Source organism: Paenarthrobacter sp. Z7-10 (assembly GCF_026932795.1).
Lineage (GTDB): Bacteria > Actinomycetota > Actinomycetes > Actinomycetales > Micrococcaceae > Arthrobacter_M.
This window is the reverse complement of the sequence record NZ_JADPVH010000024.1, coordinates 25,591-48,554: the sequence shown is the minus strand read 5'-3', so window position 1 is coordinate 48,554 and position 22,964 is coordinate 25,591. Positions and strand designations below refer to the sequence as shown.

Sequence of the window (22,964 nt, the reverse complement as noted above, 5' to 3'; positions counted from 1 at the left end):
CCATTCCAAGCCAGTCCTAAATAAGGTGCCAGGCCCGGCTGAAGACCCTGCCCAAATCACTGCATAAAAGTCCTTACCGGCGCCTCAGGGATGCCGATAGGTGTAAACGAGCACGGATCGCTCGTTCACAAGGCCACGGATCGGCCGCACCTCACTCCCTTCCCAGACGAAGCTGGTAGCCGTGTTCGATTCCGTGACCACTGTTGCTCTGACGAGCGCCCTCGACGGCTTGGCCCTGCGTCAACGCACCATCGCCAGCAATATTGCCAATGTCAACACTCCCGATTACCACGCCAAGCGAGTGACGTTCGAGGATGCGCTGGCCCAGTCCGTGCAGGCCGGTGACGGGCACGTTATGTCGAGCACCGAACGCTCCCTCGATCCGACCCAGCTGAACGGCAATAACGTCAATCTGGACACCGAGACGCTGGAAAATATCGACACGGTGCTGCGCTACCAGTTCGCCACGCAGGCGTCGAATGCTCCATTCACCGGCGTCCGCACAGCCCTGAGGACGAACTGATGACCGATGCCATTTCCATCGCCGGCTCAGCCTTGTCCGTGCACCGTGCCTGGCTGGACGCCATCGCGGACAACATCGCCAACGTGAACACGGCCCGAAGTACCAGCGGCAACGCCTTCCAGGCCCGCTACATCGATGCCCAGGAGAATCCGGGCACCGCCGGGGTCCACATTGCCGGGGCCACCTTTGGCAGCGCCGCGGGCCGGGTGGTTCACGAGCCGGACAACCCGCTGGCGGACAATGCCGGAAACGTCCGTTACCCGGACATCGACCTGTCCACCGAAATGAGTTCGCTGATCATGGCCCAGCGCGGCTACCAGGCCAACGCCGCCGTCGTCGACCGCGCCAAAACCATGTACGAGTCCGCCTTGCAGATCGGAAAAGCCTGATGACTATTCCCCCCATCGGCGGGGTTCAGGGCGTCAGCGCCACGGGATATCTGCCCAGCGTCCAACCCGCGGCCAGCAGCGATGGCTCGGGCTTCGCGAGCAGCCTGACCGGTGCGGTGGACGGGCTGCAGCAGCTGCAGTCCAACTCCAACACGCTGGCCGTGAAAGCGGTCACGGGCAGCCTGGATGACATCCACACCGCCACCCTGGCGGCCACCCGCGCCCAGGTCACCCTGGAAGTAGTGGCGGCCGTGCGGAACAAGGGCATCGACGCGTTCAACGAGATCATGCGGATGCAAGCCTGATGCCGCCGCAGATTACGGCAATGTTTGCCCGACTGGGCTCAACAGTTCGAGGCTTCAGCATCGCCCAGCGGACTTTGGCCATCATCGGAGTGGCAGGTCTGGTCCTGGGCGGCATTGCGTTGACGTCCTGGCTCGGTAAGCCGGCCTACACGCCGCTCTTCTCCGGCCTGCAGGCGGCAGATGCGAGCAGCATCGTCGACCAGTTGCGCACCGATGGCGTCCCGTACGAGCTGACCAATGGCGGCGGAACCATCCTGGTGCCGGATGCCAAGGTATACGACGAGCGGCTCAAAGCCGCGGCCGCGGGGCTGCCGGCCAGTAAGACAGCTGGATATTCTCTGCTGGACAATATGGGCGTCACCTCATCGGAGTTCCAGCAGTCCGTGACCTACAAGCGGGCCATGGAAGGGGAGCTGGCTTCCACGATTGAGGCGATGGATGGCGTGCAGACGGCTTCCGTGAAGCTTGCCATCCCGAAGGACACCGTTTTCGTCTCCGAGAAACAGGACCCAACGGCGTCGGTCTTCATCGAAACTGCCAAGGGTGCCACGCTCAACTCCGATCAGGTCCAGGCCATCGTTCATCTGACCTCCGCTGCGGTCGACGGGCTGAAGCCAACGAACGTCTCCGTCGTCGACGCCTCCGGTAATGTCCTCTCCGCCGTGGGCACCGGGGTGACCGGTAGCGACAGCAAGCTGGCCACCGATTATGAAAAGCGGGTCGGCAGTGCCGTTCAGGCCATGTTGGACCGGGTGGCCGGGCCGGGCAACGCCACGGTCGCCGTCTCTGCGACGGTTGACCAAAACACCGGCCAAAAGGTGGAGGAATCCTTTACCAGCCCCTCCGGCGCTCCCGCGCTCAGCGAATCCAAGAACACCGAATCCTATTCCGGCACTGGGGGCCAGGCCGCCGGTGTGCTCGGTTCGCAGAGCACGGCTGTGCCCTCCGATGCCGGGAACGGCACCTTCACTTCGGACCAGACCACCAAGAACAACGCGGTCAATAAGGTCACCCAAACCACCACCATTCCGGGTGGGACCGTGACGCGCCAGACCATCTCCGTGGCGGTGAACTCCAGCGCGGCCAACGGCGTGGACATGGCGACGTTGAAGTCGCTGGTTTCCTCCGCGGCCGGAGTAAATGCCGCCCGCGGCGACGTCGTTACGGTGGCGGCCCTGCCGTTCAACGCTGCCGGCGCCACCGCGGCCAAGGCCGCTTTGGACGCGGCGAAGGCCGATGCGGATGCCCAGCGCACCGCCGATACCATTCGAACCCTCATTATTGCCGCCGTCGTGCTGGTGCTGGCGGCCCTGCTGCTCTTCCTGTACGCGCGCCGGAACCGGCGCCAGAGTCGGGAGCCGGTGGATCTGGGAGAGCGGCTGGACCCGATGCTGCTTATCGATCCGGCCACCACCGCCCTGCAGTTGCCGGGACCGCCGTCGGCCCTGGAGATTCCGCGACTGCCGGATGCGCCGATGGACCTTGACGGCAAGCGTGCCAGGTTGGAATCGCTGGCCACACATGATCCGGAGAAGACTGCGGATTACCTGCGCAGCATGATGGATGAGAGGTCCTCGGTATGAGCACTGCCGAGACCGCGCTGACCGGGACGCAAAAAGTTGCGGTAATTCTCATGCAGCTCGAGCCCAGCCGGGCCGCGCAGGTTATGAAACAGTTCACCGAGGCCGAGGCGGACGATATAACCTCGGAGATTGTCCGGCTGCGCCGGGTGGATTCGGCCCTGGCTGGTGCCGTGATCGATGAGTTCCACGAGATGAGTTTCCGCCCCAACCCGCACACGCGCGGCGGCCGGGATTTCGCCGTCGAACTGCTGAACGCCTCCTTTGGTGAGGAAAAGGCGGCAGGGGTGATGAGCCGGCTCGATTCATCCATGGCCGGAACCTCTTTCGAGTTCCTGGCCGGCGCTGATCCCGCCCAGATCGTCATCCTGGTGGACGGTGAGCTGCCGCAGACCATCGCACTGATCCTGGCGCACCTTGACGCGCAGAAAGCGTCTTCGGTCATTGCCGGTCTGGGCGAATCCATGGGTGCGGAGGTGGCGCAGGCGTTTGCCTCGATGGGCACCGCCACCCCCGAAGCAGTCAGTATTGTCGCCGAGACCCTCAAGATCCGCGCGAAGGCCGTTGTCTCGCTGCGGGAAACCGAGACTGTGGGCGGCATCGAATCGTTGGTGGACATCCTCAACCGCGCGGATGTGGCCACCGAAAAGGCGTTGATGGAGGGGCTGGAATCCCGCGATCCGGTATTGGCCGAGGAAATCCGCTCCCGAATGCTGACGTTCCCGGACATTGTGAAGCTGGAGCGCAAGGACGTCCAGCAAGTGCTGCGCGGCATCGGCGCCTCCGTGCTGGCACTGGCGCTCAAGGGTGCTGCCCCGGAGCTGATTGAAGTGGTTCACGCGAACATCTCGGAGCGGAATCTGGAAATACTGGAATCTGAAAGCTCGGCTGTGGGCCCGGTACGGGCTTCGCAGGTGGAGCAGGCGCGGGCGGATATCGTCCGTTCCATCCGCGAACTGGAAGCGGCCGGAACCATCACCGTGCGCCGGAACGAGGAGGATGACCTTGTCTACTAGCACGGCGTCCAGCACGGCGTTCAGCAGCACGGCGTCCAGCACGGGGTTCAGCAGCACGGCGTTCAGCACAGGGTCCAGCACCGCGTTTACACCGATCAGCTTTTCTCCGGTGGAGGGAACACCGCCGGACGGACCCGGCACGCCGGGCTATATTCGCGGGCACTCCATTGGCTACACCTTCGGCATGCGCGCGGCGGACGCGGAGTCCAAATCCAGGTTGGCCGTGATGGAAGCTGAGCATGCGGCCATGCTGAGCCAGCTGCAGGCCACGATGGAACAGGCAGTCGCCGGCATGCACGCAGCTGTAACTGCCGTGAATGCGGTGCTGCTGCCGGTGGTCACCGAGGCCCAGGAAGTGCTGCTGGCCGCTTCGGTGGAGCTGGCGGAGGCGGTGCTGGGCCGGGAATTGTCCGAAGGCGACAATGGCGCCCGCGCCGCTCTCACCCGGGCGTTGGTTCACCGGGGTGCCGCCGGAGCGTACACCGTCCGGATGCACCCGGCGGACCTGGCCCAGCTGGACGAGGACACCCGCGCCGAGGCTGACGTGAAGTTCATCCCCGACGCCGGGCTGCAGCGTGGGGATGCGATGGCGGAATTCGAACATGGATACCTCGATGCCCGGATTGGCACCGCGCTGGCCCGGGCCAAGGACGCGCTGGCCGAGGAACCGCAGCGGGCACCTCAGTGAGCACCACAGCAGGCACCAGCGTGAGCACCACAGCTGGCGCTCCAGCCGGCAGCAGCTGGCGTCCGCACGCCGGGCGGTTCGACAGTGCCCTGGCTGCGGCACGGCCGGAACGCGTGGGCTCGGTCTCCTCCGTGGTGGGACTTGGTGTGGAACTGGCCGGGTTGGACTGCGCCGTAGGCGATCTGGTCACCATCGGCGAAGGCCAGGGAATTGACGCCGAGGTGGTGGCTGTCACCCGCACCGGTATCCGCTGCATGCCGCTGAGCCGGTTGACCGGAATCGGTGCCGGCTCGCCGGCGCGCTCCAAGGGCCGGCCGCTGCTGGTGCCCACCGGTGCAGGACTGTTTGGTCGGGTCATTGATGGATTGGGCCGGCCCATCGACGGCAAGGGTCCGCTGCTGGTGGACGGCCACGTGCCGGTGGATCACGCTACGCCCTCCGCCATGGCGCGGGCACGCATCACGGATCGGCTGCAGCTGGGCGTGCGGGCCATGGATACCCTCATCACGGTCGGAAAAGGGCAGCGCATCGGCCTCTTTGCCGGCTCCGGCGTGGGTAAATCCTCGCTGCTTTCGATGGTGGCCCGCGGCACCGACGCCGAGGTGTCTGTGATTGCCTTGGTGGGGGAGCGTGGCCGCGAGGTCCGGGAGTTCCTGGAGGACGATCTGGGTCCGGAGGGCCTGGCCCGCTCCGTCGTGGTGGTCTCCACTTCCGACGAACCGGCGCTTATGCGGATGCGGGCGGCGTTCACTGCCACGCGGATTGCCGAGTCGTTCCGCGACCGGGGTGCCGACGTCGTGCTGATGATGGACTCCCTGACCCGAGTGGCCATGGCCCAGCGGGAAATCGGTCTGTCCGTCGGCGAGCCGCCTGCCACCCGTGGATATCCGCCGTCGACCTTTTCCGTCCTGGCCCAACTGCTCGAACGTGCCGGAACGGGCGAGCGGGGGTCTGTGACAGGCATCTACACGGTGCTGGTGGACGGCGACGATCACAACGAGCCAATCGCGGATGCGGCCCGATCCATTTTGGATGGGCACGTGGTGCTGGACCGCAAACTCGCGGTTTCCGGGCATTTTCCCTCCATTGACGTGCTGGGATCCATCTCCCGGGTGGCCTCGAAAGTTATTTCCGCGGACGAGGGCCGCACGGCCATCGGGCTGCGCAAGGTCCTCGCCGCCCGCCGGAACGTCCAGGACCTGATCGACGTCGGCGCTTACCAGCGCGGTACCAACCCGCTGGTCGATGCTGCCCTGGAGCACGAGGGCGACATCAATGCCTTCCTGCAGCAGCGGATGGATGATCAGTCCTCCGGAGCGGATGCCTGGAACCAGCTCAATCACCTTGTCCAAAGCTTTGGAGGTCTGTGATGCCCCGTTCATTCCCGCTGGCCGGGCTGCTGCGCCTGAAGCAGCTGCACCAGGATGCCGCCGCCGTCGACCTCGCGCAGGCCAACAGCAGATCCTCCGCGCATACTGCCCGGCAAAATGCCGCGCACCTGGACCTGCAGGAAACTCCCAGCGACGTCTCCAACGCCGCCGCTTTAAGCGCTGTGGCTGCCGCGCGGGCGTCCTCGAGGAGCATGCTTAGCGAGCTGGCGGCCGTGACCGTGCAGAATCAGGCCGCTGCCGAGGCGGCTCAGGCGGCGTACAACCTGGCGCGGGCCGAGTCGGTGCGGCTGGAGAAGCTGGCAACCAAGCACCGCGAGCGGGCGGCGGTTGAGGAACTCCACGCCGAGCAGACGATTCTGGACGAGTTGGCCGTTACCAGCTGGCATCGGGGCCGGCAGGTAGCCAAGCCATGACCGCCGTTGATCTGATGAGCCGGATAGGACAAATCCAGGCCACCCTGTCGCAGCTGGCCAGCGTCCGTGCCGGCGGTGCCGCTGCCCTGTCCGCGCGCCCCACGGCGGGGGCCACGACGACGGCGGCAGCAGCGGCGACGACAACGGCGGCGGCAGCGGCGACGACAACGGCGGCGGCAGGCGGCACATCATCCACGGCTTTCGCCGATGCACTGGCCGCAGCGCAGGGAACGGCAGACAGTTCGGGAACCGGTGCAGGATCCAGTGCAATATCCGGTGCCATTTCCAGTGCCCTCAAGTCCGGCTCCGCGGCACTCACTTCCGGTGTGAGCAGATCTGCCAGCTCCGCCGGCATTGGTTCGCCGGCGGCCGTGACGGCGGACAATCCGAAGGGGGCCACCGGCGCCGACGTTACCGTGGCGGCCAAGAAGTACCTGGGTGTGCCGTATGTCTGGGGTGGCACCGACCCCGCCGTCGGTTTCGATTGCTCGGGATTCGTCCAGCACGTCTTCAAAGACCTCGGGGTGAGCGTACCCCGGCTGGTGCGCGACCAGATGAACGCCGGTTCCACAGTTCCAAACTTGGCGCAGGCTAAACCAGGCGACCTGCTGGTGATGAACGGTGTGGAGCACATCGGCATCTATCTGGGCAACAATCAATACATCCATGCTCCGATTCCCGGCCAAAAAGTCAGCATCGCTGCGATCCCGACAGGCTTCCAGTTCGACAGGATCGTCCGCGTGGTGCCTTCCGCGGCTCCGGACGCATCGGCCGGCACCACGGCCGCCGCCGCTGCTGGAACCGCTGCCGGCAGCGATCCGAATGGCCTGCTCGCCCAAGCGTCGGCGGCGCGGGCCACGTTGTTGGCGGGGAGCGGCAAATGAACGCGGTAATTCCGCTGTCCGCGGCTCAGCCTTCGTCGAGGACCGCAACACCACAGCGTGCAGCGAAAAGTGATGGCCACCCCGGAGATATGGACTTCGGCTCGGTTCTGCAGTCCCTGCTCGGATCGCAGCGTGCCAGCGGGGCAGCAGCCAGGACGTCAAAGCAGGATGCCTCCGACGACGACGGCGGCACGGCTTCGGTGGGTTCGGGCGCCGCGGCTGGAATGGGGGCTTCGGGTATGTCGGGAAACCCCACAGTGGGGACGGCGCCGACTGCCACCGCCGTGCAACCAACGACCGTTGAAGCGCGGGTCGGCCCTGATGCTGTTTCCGGTCCGCCGACGGACGCGAACCCCGCGGTTTCCAGCCGGAAATCAGGACCGAATCCTGCCCCGGCAACAGGCGGGGAGCCAGCACCCGGGGGCAGTGCGCCGGGGACGCTGGAACTGGCGGTGGGGATCAAGGGCTCCAGTCCGGACGTTCACCTTGCCGCGCTTCGGATGACGGCGTCCATGCCGTCGCAGGCGAAAGGTGCTGGCGGTTCCGAAGAACCCGGGGGCAGTGCGCCGGGGACGCTGGAACTGGCGGTGGGGATCAAGGGCTCCAGTCCGGAAGTTCACCTTGCCGCGGTTCGGATGATGGCGTCCATGCCGTCGCAGGCGAAAGGTGCTGGCGGATTCGAAGGGGCCAAGGGCAGTCCAACGGCCCCGGATAGCAGCGTCCCGGGCAAGGTGGATGAGCAGACGTCCGCAGGCTCAGCGGGTCAGGGTGCTTCCGCATTGACACAGCTGATGGTCCCGGCCGGCGTGGTCCCGGGCGTGGTGCCGGCGGCTGTAACTTCTGCCCTGAACCCGGCGGCTGTAACTTCTGCCCTGAACCCGGCCGCGACCGGCATCACGGATGTCCCGTCCCCAAACGAACCCCCTCCTGTGGCAGCCGTTCCGCCGGCGGCTTTTCCTGCGGGCGCGGGCAGCGCTGCCGCTGCACTGCAGCTTGCTGCGGTGCCCGCGAAGACGGGGGACACAGACAAGCCCGGCCCCGTCGAGGCTGCCGCTCCTGGCGCGCTCAACCCGGCCGTCCCTGCCGCGGCGATGCCGGCGCCGCCGACCGCGGTGGGACCAACCGCCGTCGTCGCCCCTCCGGCACCTCTGCCAACCCCGGTCGCACCAACGCCGCTGGCAGGCCAGCTGTCCGGACCGTTGGTGGCACTGGCGGCGGCTAACCCTGGCGATCACGTGATGATCATCAAGGTAGCCCCCGATTCGCTCGGACCAGTGACGGTCCAGGCCCATATTTCGGCGGACAACAGCGTCAGCATCGCACTGTTCGCCCCCAATGATGCCGGCCGGGACGCACTGCGGGCCGTGATGGCAGACCTCCGGCGGGACTTGGCCAGTACCGGATTGAGCGCGAGCCTCGATTTGTCCTCCGGAAACCAGCCCAACGGCCAGCCGGGAAACCAGGCCGGCCAGGGCTTCCACAACCGGGCAGAAGCGCTGGCGCCGCTGTATCCGGGACGCCACGACGTACCGATTGCCGGGCCCGCCCCGGAACAGCGAATCGCGCCAGCCACCGCGCAGTCCACCCTCGATGTCATCGCCTGAGAAAAGGAGCACCCGTTTTGTCCGTTGAATCAGTAGCAGCCACGGGAGGCAGCAGCCTCTACTCCACGGCTCCCACCAGGGCTCCGAAACAAACCATGGATGGTTCGATGTTCATGTCCCTGCTGGTCACCCAATTGCAGAACCAGGACCCCAGTTCGCCGATGGACACCAACGCCATGATCGGCCAAACCACTCAGCTGGCCATGATGGAAAAACTCACCACCCTTGCCTCGACCAACCAGGAAAACTTCTCCCTGCAGATGCGGATCGCGGCTGCCGCGCTGGTGGGGAAGCAGGTGACCTACGACGATAAGGACGGAGTCAGTGTCACCGGCGTGGCCGGTTCGGTCTCCTATGCCGGCTCGGTACCGCAGATAACCATCGACGGCAAGACCGTGGCTCTGGACGCCGTCTCCGGCGTCACCACCGGTCCGGACACTGCCGCAGGAACACCCGCTTCCGGCAGCGTTTAGCAGTTCTCACCTCCGCACCCATTGCCGCCGTCCCACCAACCTCAGCAACATCTCCTTCCAATAACGTCGTACCAACCGCAGTACCTCCCGAAAGGAAATCCCGTGCTTCGCTCCCTGTACTCAGGTATCTCAGGACTCCGCGCCCACCAGACCATGCTGGACGTCACTGGCAATAACATCGCCAACGTCAATACCCAAGGCTTCAAAGCATCGTCCGTGCAGTTCGAGGACACGCTCTCCCAAATGACTAAGGGCGCGTCCGGCCCGCAGGGCGGCAATGGCGGCACCAATCCTGCCCAGGTGGGACTCGGCGTTCAGGTGGCCGGTATCGCGACGAACTTCACGCAGGGATCCTCTCAGACCACCGGCAAAAATACGGACATGATGATCTCCGGCGACGGGTTCTTCATTTCCAAGCAGGGAACGGAAACCCTGTACACCCGGTCAGGGTCGCTGTCGCAGGACCCGCAGGGCCGGCTGGTCACTCCGGATGGCGCCATTGTCCAGGGTTGGATGGCTGGCCCGAACGGTACGATTACCGGCGGCCCGGTTCGCGATATGGTCCTGTCCACGGCGACTTTGGCGCCGGCCGCCGCGACCACGAAAGCCACAGTCGGTGGCAACCTGCCCGGCGACGCGGCCGTTCCCACAACTCTGGTGAAGCCGTTCCAGGTCTATGACGCGACTGGAAACGCCAGCACGGTCAACCTGACTTTCACGCACACGGCCGCCGGCAGCTGGAATGTCTCCGATGGCGCCGGCGGCACGGCAACGCTGAACTTCGCCAATGGCCAGCCAACTGCCGGCAGTTCCAAATCGATGACCATTGGTGGCGTGGCTGTTGACCTCTCGACGGTTACCGGCTTCACCGGCATGTCCACGGTGACGGCCAACAGCGTGGACGGCGGCACGGCCGGGACGCTGCAGTCCTTCTCGCTGGCCAAGGATGGCACCATCATGGGCGCCTTCAGCAATGGATCCAAGCAGGCCGTGGGGCGCATCGCGCTGGCCAACTTCACAAATCCGGAAGGCCTGGAGAAGGCCGGGTCATCGTCCTACCGGACCAGCGCCAACTCCGGCACGGCCAACGTGGGTACCGCGGGTGCTGGCGGTCTCGGCACTCTTCTGGGTGGCCAGCTGGAAATGTCCAACGTGGATCTGTCCCAGGAGTTCACCAACCTGATCGTGGCGCAGCGTGGCTTCCAGGCCAACGCGCGCACCATCACCACCTCGGATCAGATCCTGCAGGAACTGATCGACCTGAAGCGCTAACGTTTCGCAAAACCCGGGTTGTCTCCTGCTGCTGGCGCCCACTTCCCTGTCGATCGCGACGGAAGTGGGCGCCATCAGCGGCAGCCCAGAGTGTGGCCGTCCCGCCCGGAAGGTTAATGCAGCACATCCTGGTGCGGAACGTGTTCATCAGCACTCTTCGGCAGCTAACAATGTGCCGTGGGCGGCCGACAGTGTGTGCTGATGGATGTTTCTTCAGACCGCTGTGGCCTGCGAACCAAGGATGAACCAATGATCGTAGTAACCCGGCTGGACAACCGCGAGTTCGCGATCAATCCCGACCTCATCGAACGAATCCACGCCAACCCCGACACGACGCTGGTGATGGCGGATGGCGCCAAGTACATTGTCACTGAATCCATGCCCGAGGTGATCGAGCTGATCGCCCAGTACCGGGCCTACGTCATCGGTCTGGCCCGGGACACCGCGGCCGTGGTGCCGCAACGTGGCGGACCCACGCTCAGTATTGTTCCCCCTGCCGACCCGGGAGAGCGGCGCACCGGTAATACCGTTCCGCTGCCGCCGGCAAAATAGCCATGGACCCGTCAACACTTATCGGACTCGCCCTGGCGTTTGGTTCCCTGGTGACCATGATCACCATCGAGGGTGGTCATGTGCAGTCCATTCTGCTGCCGCCGCCCATGATCCTCGTGTTCGGAGCGACCATCGCCGTCGGCGTGGCCGGCTCCACCATCAAGGACGTGCTCCGCGCCGTGAAGGCGCTGCCGCGTGCCATCCGAGGTAAATCCACGCCGCCGCACGACAGCATTGAGCAGGTTGTCTCGCTGGCGGAAAAGGCCCGCAGTGAGGGCCTGCTGGCACTGGAACAGGAAGCCTCAACCGTCGATGATCCATTCCTGCGCCGCGCCCTGCAGAGCATCGCCGACGGCACCGACGGCGATGAGCTGCGGTACATGCTCGAGGACGAAATCGGCACCAAGATCAAGTCCGATCACAGCGCGGCCAAGTTCTTCAACAGCTTGGGCGGCTATGCGCCGACCATCGGCATCATTGGAACCGTGGTGTCCCTGACCCACGTGCTGGAAAACCTCAGCAGCCCGGACAAGCTCGGGCCAATGATCGCCACAGCGTTCGTGGCCACGCTGTGGGGTTTGCTGTCCGCCAACTTCATCTGGCTGCCGTTGGGCAGCAGGCTGGCCCGGATCTCGGAGCTGGAAGTGGAGCGGATGACGCTGCTGATGGAAGGTGTCCTGGCCGTGCAGGCTGGCAGCCAGCCGCTGCTGCTGCGAGAGCGGCTGCGGGCCATGGTGCCCGCCCATGACCTGAAGTCGGCTGGAGCCAAAGCCAAAGAGGACGCTGGTCCGAAGAAGTCCAAAGACAGGAAAGCGGCGTGAGCGCCCGGCCACGCAAACGGAGCTTCGCCAAGCCAACTGAGCATCACCCGGATGAGCGCTGGATGGCCTCCTACATGGACATGGTCACCGTGCTGATGTGCATGTTCATTGTGCTGTATGCCATGTCAACGGTGGACAAGACGAAGTTCGAAATCCTGAAGAATTCGCTGGCGACCGGATTTGGCGTGACGGCAACCACCACCGTCGATACCGCGATGGGGGTGGTGGTGCCTCCGGACAAGGTCAGTGGCAAGGAAAAGGCGTTCACCGATCTGCAGTTGGCGGAAAAGGAGGTGGACAAGCTGACCGCGCTGCGGGAGAAGATGAAGGCCAACCTGAAGGCCAAGGGGCTGGTAAGCGCGGTGTCCTTCACCATCGACGAGCGCGGATTGACCGTCCGGCTGGTCAGCTCCGAAACGTTTTTCAGCCCCGATGATGCGCAGCTGACGGGGGAAAGCATTCAGGTGCTCAATGCCATCGCCCCGGTCCTGTCCACGATCAAATTGGATGTTTCGGTGGAGGGAAATGCCGCCCTGATACCCGACTCGGGCGGAGATCCGCTGTATTGGGAGATCTCCGCCTCCCGCGCCACCAACGTTGTCCGGCACCTGATCGAGGTGGATGGCATTGCCGCCCGGCGGATGGCTGCCGTCGGTTTTGGTGCTGCGCGGCCGGTGGGAAAGACGAACAGTCCGGCAGACCTGGCCAAGAACCGTCGGGTGGACATCGTGGTGCTGTCGGATCAGGCGGAGACGATCCGGTCCCTCATCCCCCAGGTCATGAAGGCACGGGGGCAGTGAGTGTTGCGCTGCAGGAACGGTTACCGGCGTTCGTACCGGAAGAACCGGAGGAACTTGCTGGATTTGCGCTAACCGGGCGGCTGGACGAGCCGATAGTGGTTGACGTGAGCGTTGTCCAGGAGGAATCCAGCAGGATCACCGAACGGCCGGCTCCGGTCGTTGAGGTGGTTGATTTTGCGCGCCCCACGACCCTCGCCCGCGAACACAGCCGGCTCCTGGAACTGGCGATGGAGACCTTCTCCCGGCAGTGGGGGACGCATCTGACGGCCCGCGTCCGGGTCAAATCCCGGGTGACGTCGGAGCACGTCATCATGCAGACCTACGACGAATACGCCGCATCGCTTCCGGTCAACACCGCCATGGTGCTGTGCACCTTGGACGGGCACAGCTCCAAGGCCGTCATCCAGTTTCCCATCGCCGCCGGTCTGGGCCTGGTGGTCCTGATGCTGGGCGGCGGGCAGCAGCGACTGCGGGACGGGAACTTCACTCAGATTGAGCAGTCCCTGGTCCGGCTTCTGATGGAGGACGCGCTGGAAAATCTCCGGTACTCGCTGGAGTCGCTGCTGAGCACGCCCATTTCGTTCGACACCATCCAGTACAACTCTCAGTTTGCCCAGGCCGCCGCTCCCTCGGACCTGATGATCGTGTCAGCTTTTACCATTGATGTCGGCGGCCAGGCGGAACAGGCCACGGTGGCCATTCCGGCGGAAATCCTGCTCCCGCATATGGGTGCGGCGAACCCGCTCCAGCGGGTGGACAATGCGCGGGAGCTGATCCGGGAGCACCTGTCCCACCTGCCGGTGGAGGTTTCGCTGCGGCTGGCCTCGGCCAAAGTTCGGCCCAGCACCATTCTCAATCTGGCGGTGGGCGATGTCCTGCCACTGCCGCATCCGAAGGACAGGCCCGTAGGGGTCAGCGTCGACGGCCAGGAACTGGCCAGCGCTGCCCTTGGGGCTAAGGGCTCCCGACTGGCCGGCGTCATCGTATCTACCGAGGAGAACCCGCGATGAACGCGAACCACACACTGCACACATCTGCCGTCCACGCCTTGACCGAACTGCTGCCCACCCCGGTGCCGCTCAATGCTGTGATCTGCACGGATCGGACGGCGCTGACCAGCCGGTTGACCGGCGGGGTGACGGCGTCCTTCGTCGGGGCGCTGTCCGCCGATATTGCCTTGGTGCTGACGGATGCCGCCTCGATTGCCGGTGCCGGTGGGAGTGGATCACCGCTGTTGTCCCTGCAGGATGTGCTTCGACCCGCCTTCGAGCGAGCCACCGCCGTCCTCGGCGCCGGGGTGCTGGCCGAGTCCCGGACCGAGGATGCCGCGTCGCTCTTCGCGGACCGCGAAACGGCTGTCTTCGAACTGAGCGGCGCCGGCAATACGGCGGGCTGGTTCGCCATCCGCATCCGCGGCCAGGAGTCCGGCGGGGCACTCCTGCGTCCGAGCAGCGATTCCGTGGTCGGAAAGCTCGGCCGCATCAACGATGTGGAGATGACCCTGACGGTGGAAATTGGGCGTACCCGCATGTCCGTTCGCGACGTCCTGGGTTTGGAGCCGGGCCGCGTGATCGAACTCGACCGCTCCGTCGGCGCCCCCGCCGACGTGCTGCTGAACGGACGCCTGATCGCCCGTGGCGAGATCGTCGTCGTCGATCAGGACTACGCGATCCGCATTACGAAAATCCTCGACGTCACCGAAACGGTCAGCTGAATGGACACCGTAATCCTCGCCCTGAGGGTCGTGCTGTCCCTCGGAGCGGTGGTGACTGTGCTGTGGCTGGTGCAGCGCCGGATGGTGCGTGGCACGCGCACCCACGGCGCGGCCGATCCGCTCAAGGTGGTGGCACGCCGCGGCCTGGGGCAGAAGGCCTCGGTGGTGCTCATTGATACCGGTGGTCAGCGCTTCGTGCTTGGCGTGACAGAGCACGCGGTAAACGTGCTGCACAGCTCCGAAGCGCCGGTTGACAAGGTCGGGGAGCAGGCTTTTGCGTTGTCCCTGGCGAAGGCGCAGGAAGGCACGACGACGAAGGCGTCCCCGGCTTTCGCTTCCCGGCAGGCGCTCAAACACTCGGCGGCCAAACCATCCGCGCTCAGTGGTTCCATCCTTTCCGCGTCCACCTGGAAGCAGGCGTCGGCGGCGATCCGCAAAGGATTGAACGGTTGACCACCGCTGCCCCGGCACGCCGGGCCGGCAAAGCGATGTTGTGGATGATGCTCGCTTTACTGGCTGCGCTGGCCTTGATGCTGCTCGGTTCGGCCGCCGCCACGGCGACGCCGGCCGAGACCGGACTGCGGACGCTGGCCGTTTCTGCCGCGCCACTGCTCTCCGCGCATACCGCCCCGCTCGATCCGGTGGTTCCCGTTGCCCCCACCGTGCCGGCCAGCCCCAGCGCGCCCGCTGCGCCCGCCGGGGGAACCGGCGGGGTCAGCGTGCAGATCAACGGCCCGGACGGCACTCCGTCCACCGCCGTCGTCACCCTGATCGGCATCACCTTGCTCTCCGTGGCGCCGGCACTGCTGCTGATGATGACGTCCTTCACCAAAATATTCGTGGTGCTGGCGATGACCCGCAATGCCCTCGCGCTGCCCAACATTCCGCCCAACCAGGTGCTGGCCGGGCTGGCCCTGTTCCTGTCCCTTTTCATCATGGGGCCGGTGCTGATGGACATCAACAATCACGCGGTACAGCCCTACCTGAATGGCCACCTCGATTTCACCGCGGCGCTGGATGCGGCCTCCAAACCGCTGCAGACCTTCATGCTGGCTCATACCCGCCAGGAGGACATTGCCCTCATGACCCGCGCGGCCGGGATGGCTAATCCGGCCAACGCGGCCGCGGTGCCCATGACCACGCTGATTCCGGCGTTCATGATCTCCGAACTGCGCGCCGCGTTCATCATCGGCTTCGTCATTTTCATTCCGTTCCTGATCATTGACATTGTGGTCTCCTCCGCGCTGATGTCGATGGGCATGATGATGCTGCCGCCGGTGATGGTCTCGCTGCCGTTCAAGATTCTGCTGTTCATTTTGGTGGACGGTTGGGGATTGGTCATCACCGCCCTGATCCAGAGTTATCGGGGGGGCTGATGAACACCAATGCCGTCATGGATCTGGGCCTGCAGGCCCTGCTGACAGCCGCCAAGCTCTCCGCGCCGGTACTGCTGACCGCGCTGGCCGTGGGCCTGGCCATCTCCTTGCTGCAGTCCATTACGCAGATCCAGGAAGTGACCCTCGCCTTTGTGCCCAAGGCCATTGGCGTGGCGCTGGCGCTGCTGATCACCGGACACTGGATGATTTCCGAGATGGTCACGTTCACCAATGATTTGTTCGCCAAGATTCCGTCTCTGCTGGGGGGCGGCGGCTAGCGTGGGCGTGTCAGTGGATCCCGCTTGGCTGGAGGCATTTATGCTGGCCAGCGTACGGATGGTTGCCTTCCTGGTCGTGGCACCACCGTTTTCGCACAACGCCTTTCCGCTGCGGATCAAGGCGATGCTGGGTCTCGGCTTGGCGCTGGCCGTCTCCGGACGGGTGGCGCCGGGCTATAAATCTGAGGATACCGGCGGTTTCATCGTCGCGCTGGTGCTGGAAATTGTGGTGGGGGCGGCCCTGGGCTTTTTGGTGATGCTCGTTTTCGGCGCGATTCAATCCGCTGGCAGCCTGATCGATTTGTTCGGCGGATTCCAGGTGGCGCAGGCGTACGATCCGCAGGCCATGCTCAATGGTGCCCAGTTCACCCGTCTCTTCCAGATGACCTCGCTGGCCCTGCTCTTTGCCTCCGATGGCTATCAGCTGGTGATCGGCGGGCTGATGCGCAGCTTCACTGCGCTGCCAATCGGCGGCGGCATCGACCTGAGCTCACCGGTGCAGGCGATGACGGAGGCGATCACGCAGATGTTTGTGGCGGCCGTGCAGATTGCCGGGCCGCTGCTGGTGGTGCTGTTCCTGGCCGATGTGGGACTGGGCCTGCTCACCCGCGTGGCGCCGGGACTGAACGCGTTTTCGCTGGGTTTTCCGCTGAAGATTTTCCTGACCCTGACGCTGGCCGGGGTGGTGTTCGCGGTCCTGCCGCGGGTCGTTGCGGCCCTGGCCGGCCAGGCTTTTACCCAGTTGACGGGAGCGCCCTGAGATGGCTGATTCACAGGAACGCACCGAGGACGCCACCCAGAAGCGGATGAAGGAAGTCCGCTCCAAGGGTCAGCTTTCCCGCTCGCAGGACATCACCGCCTGGCTGGGCGTTGGCGCGGCGGCCGTGATGCTGCCGGGCACGATTGCCCGGACCGCCGACGCGGCCGCGGCACAACTGCTGGCCGTGCGCGCAGTTGTCGCCAATCCGGATCCGGCAAAGGCGCTGGCCGCGCTGGGGGCCGGTGGGGCGTCGCTGGCTGGCAGCCTGATTCCGCTGCTGCTGGCCATTGCCGTGGCCGTGCTCGCCGGTTCTGCGCTGCAGGGCGGCATTCACGTCAAAAAATTCGAGGCCAAGTTTGACCACTTCAACCTGCTGACCGGCCTGAAGCGGGTGTTCGGGACTCAGGCGCTCTGGGGTGGCGCCAAAGCGCTGCTCAAGACCGCCGTCGTCGCCCTGGTGCTCTACACCGTGGTGCAGGGACTCATGCCCGTGCTGACTAATGCCGGCGGGCTGCCCATCGCCTCGCTGCTGGCCGAGGCGGGACATGGCGTTGCCTCGCTGCTGGAATTTGCCGTCGCCGCGGGGCTGGTGCTGGCCGCCGCCGACGTTTTCGTGGTTTTCCGGCGCAACCGCAAGAAGACCAGGATGACCAAACGGGAAGTGAAGGATGAGAACAAGAGCACCGAAGGCGACCCGCTGGTCAAATCCCAGCGCCGTTCGCGCCAGCTGGCCATGAGCCGCAACCGGATGATCGCCGCCGTCGCCGGCGCCGACGTTGTGCTCCTGAACCCAACCCACATCGCCGTCGCACTCAAATACGAGCCCGGAAAATCCGCGCCCAAGGTCGTGGCGAAGGGTGCCGGCACGATTGCGGCGAGGATTCGGCAGGAGGCAGAGGACAAGGGTGTGCCGATGGTGCGCGATATCGCCCTGGCCCGCGCCCTGCATTCCGCGTGCGAAATCGGCCACGAAATTCCGGTGGAGCTCTATAACGCGGTGGCGCGTGTGCTGGCCTTCGTGATGGCGATGAAGGCCCGCGGACGCTTCCACCGGGTGGAATCAATGACCACCTCCGCGTTGTCCGCTGAACGCGCAGCCAGTTGAAGCAGTCAGTTGAACGGGTTGTCGTTGAACGCGCAGCCAGTTGGAGGAGCCTAAGGTGAAGGAACCATCAGGAAAGGACCTCTCAGTGAACCGCAACTTTGCCAAGCTGGTTGTCCCGGTGGGCGTGGTCGGCGTCATTTTGCTGCTGATTATCCCCATTCCGGCAGCGCTGCTGGACGTGCTGATCATCGTCAACATCTCGCTGGCACTGGTGACTCTGCTGACCACGATGTTTGTGAAGAAGCCGCTGGACTTCTCGGTCTTCCCGTCGCTGCTGCTGGTGGCCACGCTGTTCCGGCTGGGACTGAACGTCTCCTCCACCCGGCTGGTGCTGGGGCAGGCGCACGCCGGCGCGGTGATCCAAGCGTTCGGCAAGGTCACGGTGGGTGGCTCGCTCATCATCGGTTCGGTGATTTTCCTGCTGCTGGTGGTTATCCAGTTCGTGGTGGTGACGAAGGGCGCCGAGCGAGTGGCCGAGGTGGGCGCGCGCTTTACGCTGGACGCCATGCCGGGCAAGCAGATGGCCATTGACGCGGACCTGAACGCCGGCCTGATCACCGATGTGCAGGCACGGGAACGCCGGGCAGAGGTCTCCGCCGAGGCGGACTTTTACGGCGCGATGGACGGTGCCTCCAAGTTCGTCAAGGGCGATGCCATAGCCGGCATCATCATCATCGTCATCAACATTGTGGGCGGCATCGCCATTGGCATGGCGCAGCGCGGGCTCTCCATCACCGATGCGTTGAACACCTATGCGTTGCTGACCATCGGCGACGGCTTGGTCACGCAGATTCCCGCCCTGCTGATGGCGGTCTCCACCGGCATGATCGTGACCCGCTCCAATGCCGAATCGGACATGGGCACCACGGCCTCGGCGCAGCTGGGTCAGTCCAGGACCGCGCTGCAGATCGCCGGCCTGGCCGCCATCGCGATGGGCTTGATTCCGGGGATGCCGATAGTTCCGTTCATGCTGGTGGGCATCGGACTGCTGGTTGCCTCGCAGCGGATCAAAACCCGGGATGCCGCGGTGAAGGCGGCCGAGGTGGCCACGGCCGCGGCGCAGGCTTCCGTGCCGCGCACCGAGAGCACGGAAGATCTGATCGAGCAGATGCGCGTGCATGCGGTGGAGATCCTGCTGGCCCCGGATCTGGTGGACCTGGTTTCCGGTGCCTCCGATGACCTGCTGGCCAGGGTGCGCTCGCTGCGCCACAAGATCGCAATGGAACTGGGGCTGGTGGTGCCGCCGGTGCGCACCCGCGACAGCGTGGAACTGCCCGGTGCCACCTACGTCATTCGAATTGCGGGGGTGGAAGCCGGGAGGGGAACGGCACCTTCGGGCAAGGTGCTGGCGCTGGGTGAGAATTTGGATTCACTTCCGGGCACGACGACGACGGAGCCGGTCTTCGGGTTGGCGGGGAAGTGGATTCCGGCCGAACTGCGGCACAGTGCCGAAATGGCCGGCGCGACGGTGATAGATCGGGTGTCGGTGCTGGTCACGCACCTTTCCGCTATCGTCACTGACAATGCGGCGCGGCTGCTCTCCCGCGAGGACGTGCGGGTATTGACTGACGGGGTCCGCGAGGTCAACCCCTCCGCGGTGGAGGAGCTGATTCCGGGGGCGCTGACGCTGGCCGAGGTGCAGCGGGTGCTGCAGGGGCTGCTGTCCGAGCAGGTTCCGATCAATGATTTGCCCCGGATCTACGAGGCACTGACCCTGCGCGCCCAGGTCTCCACCGATCCGGAAGGACTGATCGAAGCCTCCCGCCATGCGCTGGGGCCGGCGCTGGCCGCCCGGCATTTGGAAGGGTCGACTCTGCCGGTGATCATGATCGATCCCCTGCTGGAGCAGTCCATGCTCGAAGGCGTGCGCCCCTCGGAGCAGGGCACGCAGATAGTGATGGAGGCATCCCGGCTGGACGCAGTGCTGGGATCACTGAACGAATCCCTGGCGGCGCTGCAGCGAACCGGACGAAGCGCGGTCCTGGTGTGTGCTCCGGCCTTACGCCCTGCCATCCGCCGGCTCATCGCCGGCCAGGCCGGCGGGCTGCCGGTGCTTTCCTACCAGGAGGCCACTGCAGCCAATGTGGCCATCGAAACCGTGGGGGTGGTGCGTGGTGCCGAGCAGATTTCAGCTTAGGGGCGAGTCCCTGGAGGGAATCGAATGGCGGCTGTTCAACAGCCACGGCCACGGCGCCCGGATCATTTCCGCGGAGAAGGTCACCGAAGGCGGAATTGCCGGATTCTTTGCCCGGCATTTTTACGAGGTAACAGTTGAAGTCCCCGATGGACCGGCGGATAGGGTTGCCTCCGTGGCACCCTGGCTGGCCGGCCCGGTGGAGCCGGAGGTTCCCCGGACCGGGATCGCGGCTCTGCTGCACGACGCCGACGACGGCGATACCGCCGGCCGCCGTTCACCGACCGGCGGGAACAGCCGAAGCAGGTCACCCGGCGCCCGGAACGCCGACGAATCCGTCCCCGGCACGGATGGGAACCCCAGCCGCGCCGGCAGGCACGTACCCGGCAGCGGGGAGCGTGGCCGGCACGCCGGCACGGACAGGAACGCCGGCGGCGCGTCCGGAAGTGCCGGAAGTGTGCTGGGAAATGCGCCCGGAAGTAAGCCCGGCGGCGCCGGCCGTTCCGAAGTGCTGCCGCAAATTTCAACCGGCTCCGGCGATTTCGCGGCCCTGCTGGACGAATTGACCTCCTCGGTCAGCCCGGAGAAGTCCAGGAACCAGCGCCGGGATGCTCCTGCGGTACCGGTCCTGGACGCCGGTCCCGGCCGGATTTTGATGGTCGTGGGCCTGGGCATGGATCCGCTGGAAACCGCCCGCTCGATGGGCGCCGCTTTGGGCGGTGCCGTGGAGATCAGGACCGCCGGAGCGATGCGGACCGTCGGTCTCGAGCACGTGGTGGGGCGCAACGGACTTTCCGCCGCGCGGTCTGCTGCCACCGCGGCGGGCCGCACCGTCGTCGTCGCCTTTGGCCTGCGCACGGACGGCTTGGTTCCCGCGCCTGCATTGAGCGACCTGGATGCGGACCAGGTCTGGGTGGCCGTGGACGCCGCCCGCAAGCCGGCAGACACGGCAGCCTGGGTCCGGAAGGTGGGCTGGGCCACGAGCGTGGATGCGCTCGCGGTCCTCGGCAGCCAGGAGACGCTCACGCCGGGAACGGTCAACGAACTGGGGCTGGCCGTGGGCTGGGTGGACGGCGAACCGGCCACCCGGACCATCCTCTGACCTTTGCACGGCCGGCGGCAGCCCGTCCGCTCCGCCGGCCAACGCCGTCGCGCTTCAACACAAGGTAGGCTCAAAGAGTGCTGGTACTTACACGGAAAATCGGTGAGAAGCTCCTCATCGGTGAGGACATTGTCCTGACCGTCCTCGACGCGCGCGGTGACAGCGTTCGGATCGGCATCGACGCTCCACGCGGAGTCACCATCGCCCGCGCCGAGGTGCTGGAGGCCGTCACGGCGGCGAATCTCTCCGCGGTTCAGGCCGATTCCGGGGCGGAAGAGCGGATCCGCGGAATTCTGGGAAACGTCCTCCCTGTGGCTGCGCCCGCATCCGCACCTGCGCCCGCCCAGGCAACTGCACCCACGCCCGCACCGGCACCTGCACCTGCGCGCCAGGCACCCGCATCTGGACCCGTACCTGCGCCCGTGGCGCCGGAGGCGAGCGACAGCTAGGTCCGGGGACCCGCCGGATTTGGGCTGTCTCGGAATACCCTCCGGAATCTGGCGTTATGCCAACAGAGGGGGACCGTCGACGAGCAAAGGACGCACGCAATGCAGCAGGGCAATGTAAAGCAGATCGGACTTGGCAGCCAGGGACTGGAAGTATCGCGGCTGGGACTGGGCTGCATGGGGATGTCCGCGTTCTACACCGGCAGCGGACAAAATGAGGCGGACTCCATTGGCACCATTCACCGGGCGATGGAACTGGGCGTGACGTTCTTCGACACGGCGGAAATGTACGGTCCCTACGCCAACGAAGAACTCCTCGGCAAAGCCGTTGCGGGCCACCGGGATGAGGTGAAGATCGCCACCAAGTTCGGCACGCTCCTGAACCGGGGCGACGGCAGCCGCGGGTTGGACGGAAGCGCGGAGAATGTCCGGCTTTCCGTGGAAGGGTCGCTCAAGCGGCTCAACACCGACTACATCGACCTGTACTACCAGCACCGGATGGATCCCGCGACGCCTATCGAAGAAACCGTGGGTACGCTGGCCGAGCTGATCCAGGAGGGCAAGATCCGCCACTATGGCCTCTCCGAGGCGGCGCCGGAAACCATCCGCCGCGCCCATGCCGTGCATCCTATGACGGCACTGCAGACCGAGTATTCACTTTGGTCACGCGATCCGGAAGCCGAAATTCTGCCTACCGTCCGGGAACTGGGGATTGGCTTTGTGCCATACTCCCCACTTGGCCGCGGCTTCCTGACAGGTAAGATCCGCTCCGTCGAGGAGCTGGATGAATCCGATTTCCGTCGAAACAATCCGCGCTTCGAGGGGGAGAACCTGGCCGCGAACATTCGGATCGTGGAGCAGGTGGACGCCGTGGCGGCACAGGTTGGCGCCACCCCCGGACAGGTCGCCCTGGCCTGGCTGCTCGCCCAAGGCGACGACATCGCCCCGATTCCCGGAACCAAACGGATCGGGTATTTGGAGGAGAACGTTGGCGCGGACGCCCTGACGCTGACCCCGGAGCAGCTTTCTGCCCTGGCCTCGCTGCCCGCACCCTCCGGAGACCGTTACGCGGACATGTCCCCGCTGAACAAGTAACCCCTCCCGTAACCCCGTAACCCCTCACGCCCCACGCAGCTCAAAACGACCCGCAACGCGCCTGCCCCCCTGCCCCGTCCCGCCTGCTCCCCGACGCGACTGCCCCCCTTCCCCAACTGAGTTACAGATAACGCACTCATTCGGCGTTTTGAGTGCATCTGCTGCTACCTACTTGGGTTAAGTGCATCTGCTGCTACCTACTTTGGGGAGGGTGCGGGCGGGAACCGGGGGCCTGGTTCTCCT

26 protein-coding genes are annotated in these 22,964 nt (G+C 65.4%); all 26 read left to right on the top strand.

Going from position 1 to position 22,964, the window contains the following annotated elements:
• Positions 1-181: 181 nt before the first annotated feature.
• The gene (locus tag IV498_RS09150) at positions 182-523 is read left to right on the top strand and encodes a flagellar basal body rod protein FlgB (RefSeq protein WP_269046253.1); all 342 of its coding nucleotides are present in this window, start codon (positions 182-184) and stop codon (positions 521-523) included.
• Positions 523-912, top strand: a complete 390-nt coding sequence (locus IV498_RS09145; RefSeq protein ID WP_442951330.1) for a flagellar basal body rod protein FlgC — start codon at positions 523-525, stop codon at positions 910-912. Before IV498_RS09150 ends, IV498_RS09145 begins: the two co-directional genes overlap by 1 nt.
• Positions 912-1,217 carry a flagellar hook-basal body complex protein FliE gene (fliE, locus tag IV498_RS09140; RefSeq protein WP_269046252.1) on the top strand — a complete coding sequence of 102 codons (306 nt, stop codon included), beginning with the start codon at positions 912-914 and terminating at the stop codon, positions 1,215-1,217. The genes IV498_RS09145 and fliE overlap by 1 nt, the downstream gene beginning before the upstream one ends.
• Entirely contained in the window at positions 1,217-2,800 is a 1,584-nt protein-coding gene (gene fliF, locus IV498_RS09135; RefSeq protein WP_269046251.1) for a flagellar basal-body MS-ring/collar protein FliF, read from the top strand. The genes fliE and fliF overlap by 1 nt, the downstream gene beginning before the upstream one ends.
• Positions 2,797-3,813, top strand: a complete 1,017-nt coding sequence (gene fliG, locus IV498_RS09130; protein WP_269046250.1) for a flagellar motor switch protein FliG — start codon at positions 2,797-2,799, stop codon at positions 3,811-3,813. The genes fliF and fliG overlap by 4 nt, the downstream gene beginning before the upstream one ends.
• Positions 3,803-4,501 (top strand): FliH/SctL family protein, encoded by a 699-nt coding sequence (locus IV498_RS09125; RefSeq protein WP_269046249.1) that lies wholly within the window; start codon positions 3,803-3,805, stop codon positions 4,499-4,501. The genes fliG and IV498_RS09125 overlap by 11 nt, the downstream gene beginning before the upstream one ends.
• 20 nt (positions 4,502-4,521) lie before the next feature.
• Positions 4,522-5,871, top strand: coding sequence for a FliI/YscN family ATPase (locus tag IV498_RS09120; RefSeq protein ID WP_269046248.1), 1,350 nt, complete (start codon positions 4,522-4,524; stop codon positions 5,869-5,871).
• Positions 5,871-6,305, top strand: coding sequence for a flagellar export protein FliJ (locus IV498_RS09115; RefSeq protein WP_269046247.1), 435 nt, complete (start codon positions 5,871-5,873; stop codon positions 6,303-6,305). The genes IV498_RS09120 and IV498_RS09115 overlap by 1 nt, the downstream gene beginning before the upstream one ends.
• Positions 6,302-7,189, top strand: coding sequence for a C40 family peptidase (locus tag IV498_RS09110; RefSeq protein WP_269046246.1), 888 nt, complete (start codon positions 6,302-6,304; stop codon positions 7,187-7,189). The genes IV498_RS09115 and IV498_RS09110 overlap by 4 nt, the downstream gene beginning before the upstream one ends.
• Complete coding sequence (locus IV498_RS09105) at positions 7,186-8,793, top strand: flagellar hook-length control protein FliK (protein ID WP_269046245.1); 1,608 nt, start codon at positions 7,186-7,188, stop codon at positions 8,791-8,793. Before IV498_RS09110 ends, IV498_RS09105 begins: the two co-directional genes overlap by 4 nt.
• A 17-nt stretch (positions 8,794-8,810) precedes the next feature.
• A complete protein-coding gene (locus IV498_RS09100; protein ID WP_269046244.1) occupies positions 8,811-9,266 on the top strand; it encodes a flagellar hook assembly protein FlgD in 456 nt (151 codons plus the stop codon).
• A gap of 102 nt (positions 9,267-9,368) precedes the next feature.
• Positions 9,369-10,538 (top strand): flagellar hook protein FlgE, encoded by a 1,170-nt coding sequence (locus tag IV498_RS09095; RefSeq protein ID WP_269046243.1) that lies wholly within the window; start codon positions 9,369-9,371, stop codon positions 10,536-10,538.
• Between the two features lie 249 nt (positions 10,539-10,787).
• Positions 10,788-11,090 (top strand): flagellar FlbD family protein, encoded by a 303-nt coding sequence (locus IV498_RS09090; protein WP_269046242.1) that lies wholly within the window; start codon positions 10,788-10,790, stop codon positions 11,088-11,090.
• A 2-nt stretch (positions 11,091-11,092) separates the two neighbouring features.
• Positions 11,093-11,911 (top strand): motility protein A, encoded by an 819-nt coding sequence (locus IV498_RS09085; RefSeq protein ID WP_269046241.1) that lies wholly within the window; start codon positions 11,093-11,095, stop codon positions 11,909-11,911.
• A complete protein-coding gene (locus IV498_RS09080; protein ID WP_269046240.1) occupies positions 11,908-12,711 on the top strand; it encodes an OmpA/MotB family protein in 804 nt (267 codons plus the stop codon). The genes IV498_RS09085 and IV498_RS09080 overlap by 4 nt, the downstream gene beginning before the upstream one ends.
• The gene (locus IV498_RS09075) at positions 12,708-13,721 is read left to right on the top strand and encodes a flagellar motor switch protein FliM (RefSeq protein ID WP_269046239.1); all 1,014 of its coding nucleotides are present in this window, start codon (positions 12,708-12,710) and stop codon (positions 13,719-13,721) included. The genes IV498_RS09080 and IV498_RS09075 overlap by 4 nt, the downstream gene beginning before the upstream one ends.
• Positions 13,718-14,425, top strand: a complete 708-nt coding sequence (fliN, locus tag IV498_RS09070; RefSeq protein ID WP_269046238.1) for a flagellar motor switch protein FliN — start codon at positions 13,718-13,720, stop codon at positions 14,423-14,425. Before IV498_RS09075 ends, fliN begins: the two co-directional genes overlap by 4 nt.
• The gene (locus IV498_RS09065; protein ID WP_269046237.1) at positions 14,426-14,878 is read left to right on the top strand and encodes a FliO/MopB family protein; all 453 of its coding nucleotides are present in this window, start codon (positions 14,426-14,428) and stop codon (positions 14,876-14,878) included. It begins immediately after the preceding gene.
• A complete protein-coding gene (gene fliP / locus IV498_RS09060; RefSeq protein ID WP_269046236.1) occupies positions 14,875-15,801 on the top strand; it encodes a flagellar type III secretion system pore protein FliP in 927 nt (308 codons plus the stop codon). The genes IV498_RS09065 and fliP overlap by 4 nt, the downstream gene beginning before the upstream one ends.
• Complete coding sequence (gene fliQ, locus IV498_RS09055) at positions 15,801-16,079, top strand: flagellar biosynthesis protein FliQ (protein ID WP_269046235.1); 279 nt, start codon at positions 15,801-15,803, stop codon at positions 16,077-16,079. Before fliP ends, fliQ begins: the two co-directional genes overlap by 1 nt.
• 40 nt (positions 16,080-16,119) lie before the next feature.
• On the top strand, positions 16,120-16,839 hold the full coding sequence (locus IV498_RS09050) for a flagellar biosynthetic protein FliR (protein ID WP_442951329.1): 720 nt from the start codon (positions 16,120-16,122) through the stop codon (positions 16,837-16,839).
• A 1-nt stretch (position 16,840) separates the two neighbouring features.
• On the top strand, positions 16,841-17,944 hold the full coding sequence (locus IV498_RS09045; protein ID WP_269046233.1) for an EscU/YscU/HrcU family type III secretion system export apparatus switch protein: 1,104 nt from the start codon (positions 16,841-16,843) through the stop codon (positions 17,942-17,944).
• Positions 17,945-18,029: 85 nt separating this feature from the next.
• Complete coding sequence (locus tag IV498_RS09040) at positions 18,030-20,081, top strand: flagellar biosynthesis protein FlhA (protein WP_269046232.1); 2,052 nt, start codon at positions 18,030-18,032, stop codon at positions 20,079-20,081.
• The gene (locus IV498_RS09035) at positions 20,059-21,180 is read left to right on the top strand and encodes a hypothetical protein (RefSeq protein WP_269046231.1); all 1,122 of its coding nucleotides are present in this window, start codon (positions 20,059-20,061) and stop codon (positions 21,178-21,180) included. The genes IV498_RS09040 and IV498_RS09035 overlap by 23 nt, the downstream gene beginning before the upstream one ends.
• A gap of 77 nt (positions 21,181-21,257) precedes the next feature.
• Positions 21,258-21,629: a carbon storage regulator gene (locus tag IV498_RS19060; RefSeq protein WP_269046230.1), complete on the top strand. Its 372-nt coding sequence runs from the start codon at positions 21,258-21,260 to the stop codon at positions 21,627-21,629.
• A gap of 99 nt (positions 21,630-21,728) precedes the next feature.
• Positions 21,729-22,721, top strand: a complete 993-nt coding sequence (locus IV498_RS09025) for an aldo/keto reductase (protein ID WP_269046229.1) — start codon at positions 21,729-21,731, stop codon at positions 22,719-22,721.
• The last annotated feature ends 243 nt before the right edge of the window (positions 22,722-22,964 follow it).

Excerpts from the sequence above, each read along its gene's own strand:
- IV498_RS09145 (WP_442951330.1), top strand. The coding sequence starts at position 523 with ATGACCGATGCCATTTCCATCGCCGGCTCAGCCTTGTCCGTGCACCGT.
- fliE (WP_269046252.1), top strand. The coding sequence starts at position 912 with ATGACTATTCCCCCCATCGGCGGGGTTCAGGGCGTCAGCGCCACGGGA.
- fliF (WP_269046251.1), top strand. The coding sequence starts at position 1,217 with ATGCCGCCGCAGATTACGGCAATGTTTGCCCGACTGGGCTCAACAGTT.
- fliG (WP_269046250.1), top strand. The coding sequence starts at position 2,797 with ATGAGCACTGCCGAGACCGCGCTGACCGGGACGCAAAAAGTTGCGGTA.
- IV498_RS09115 (WP_269046247.1), top strand. The coding sequence starts at position 5,871 with ATGCCCCGTTCATTCCCGCTGGCCGGGCTGCTGCGCCTGAAGCAGCTG.
- IV498_RS09110 (WP_269046246.1), top strand. The coding sequence starts at position 6,302 with ATGACCGCCGTTGATCTGATGAGCCGGATAGGACAAATCCAGGCCACC.
- IV498_RS09105 (WP_269046245.1), top strand. The coding sequence starts at position 7,186 with ATGAACGCGGTAATTCCGCTGTCCGCGGCTCAGCCTTCGTCGAGGACC.
- IV498_RS09090 (WP_269046242.1), top strand. The coding sequence starts at position 10,788 with ATGATCGTAGTAACCCGGCTGGACAACCGCGAGTTCGCGATCAATCCC.
- IV498_RS09085 (WP_269046241.1), top strand. The coding sequence starts at position 11,093 with ATGGACCCGTCAACACTTATCGGACTCGCCCTGGCGTTTGGTTCCCTG.
- fliN (WP_269046238.1), top strand. The coding sequence starts at position 13,718 with ATGAACGCGAACCACACACTGCACACATCTGCCGTCCACGCCTTGACC.
- IV498_RS09065 (WP_269046237.1), top strand. The coding sequence starts at position 14,426 with ATGGACACCGTAATCCTCGCCCTGAGGGTCGTGCTGTCCCTCGGAGCG.
- fliQ (WP_269046235.1), top strand. The coding sequence starts at position 15,801 with ATGAACACCAATGCCGTCATGGATCTGGGCCTGCAGGCCCTGCTGACA.
- IV498_RS09050 (WP_442951329.1), top strand. The coding sequence starts at position 16,120 with ATGCTGGCCAGCGTACGGATGGTTGCCTTCCTGGTCGTGGCACCACCG.
- IV498_RS09045 (WP_269046233.1), top strand. The coding sequence starts at position 16,841 with ATGGCTGATTCACAGGAACGCACCGAGGACGCCACCCAGAAGCGGATG.
- IV498_RS09025 (WP_269046229.1), top strand. The coding sequence starts at position 21,729 with ATGCAGCAGGGCAATGTAAAGCAGATCGGACTTGGCAGCCAGGGACTG.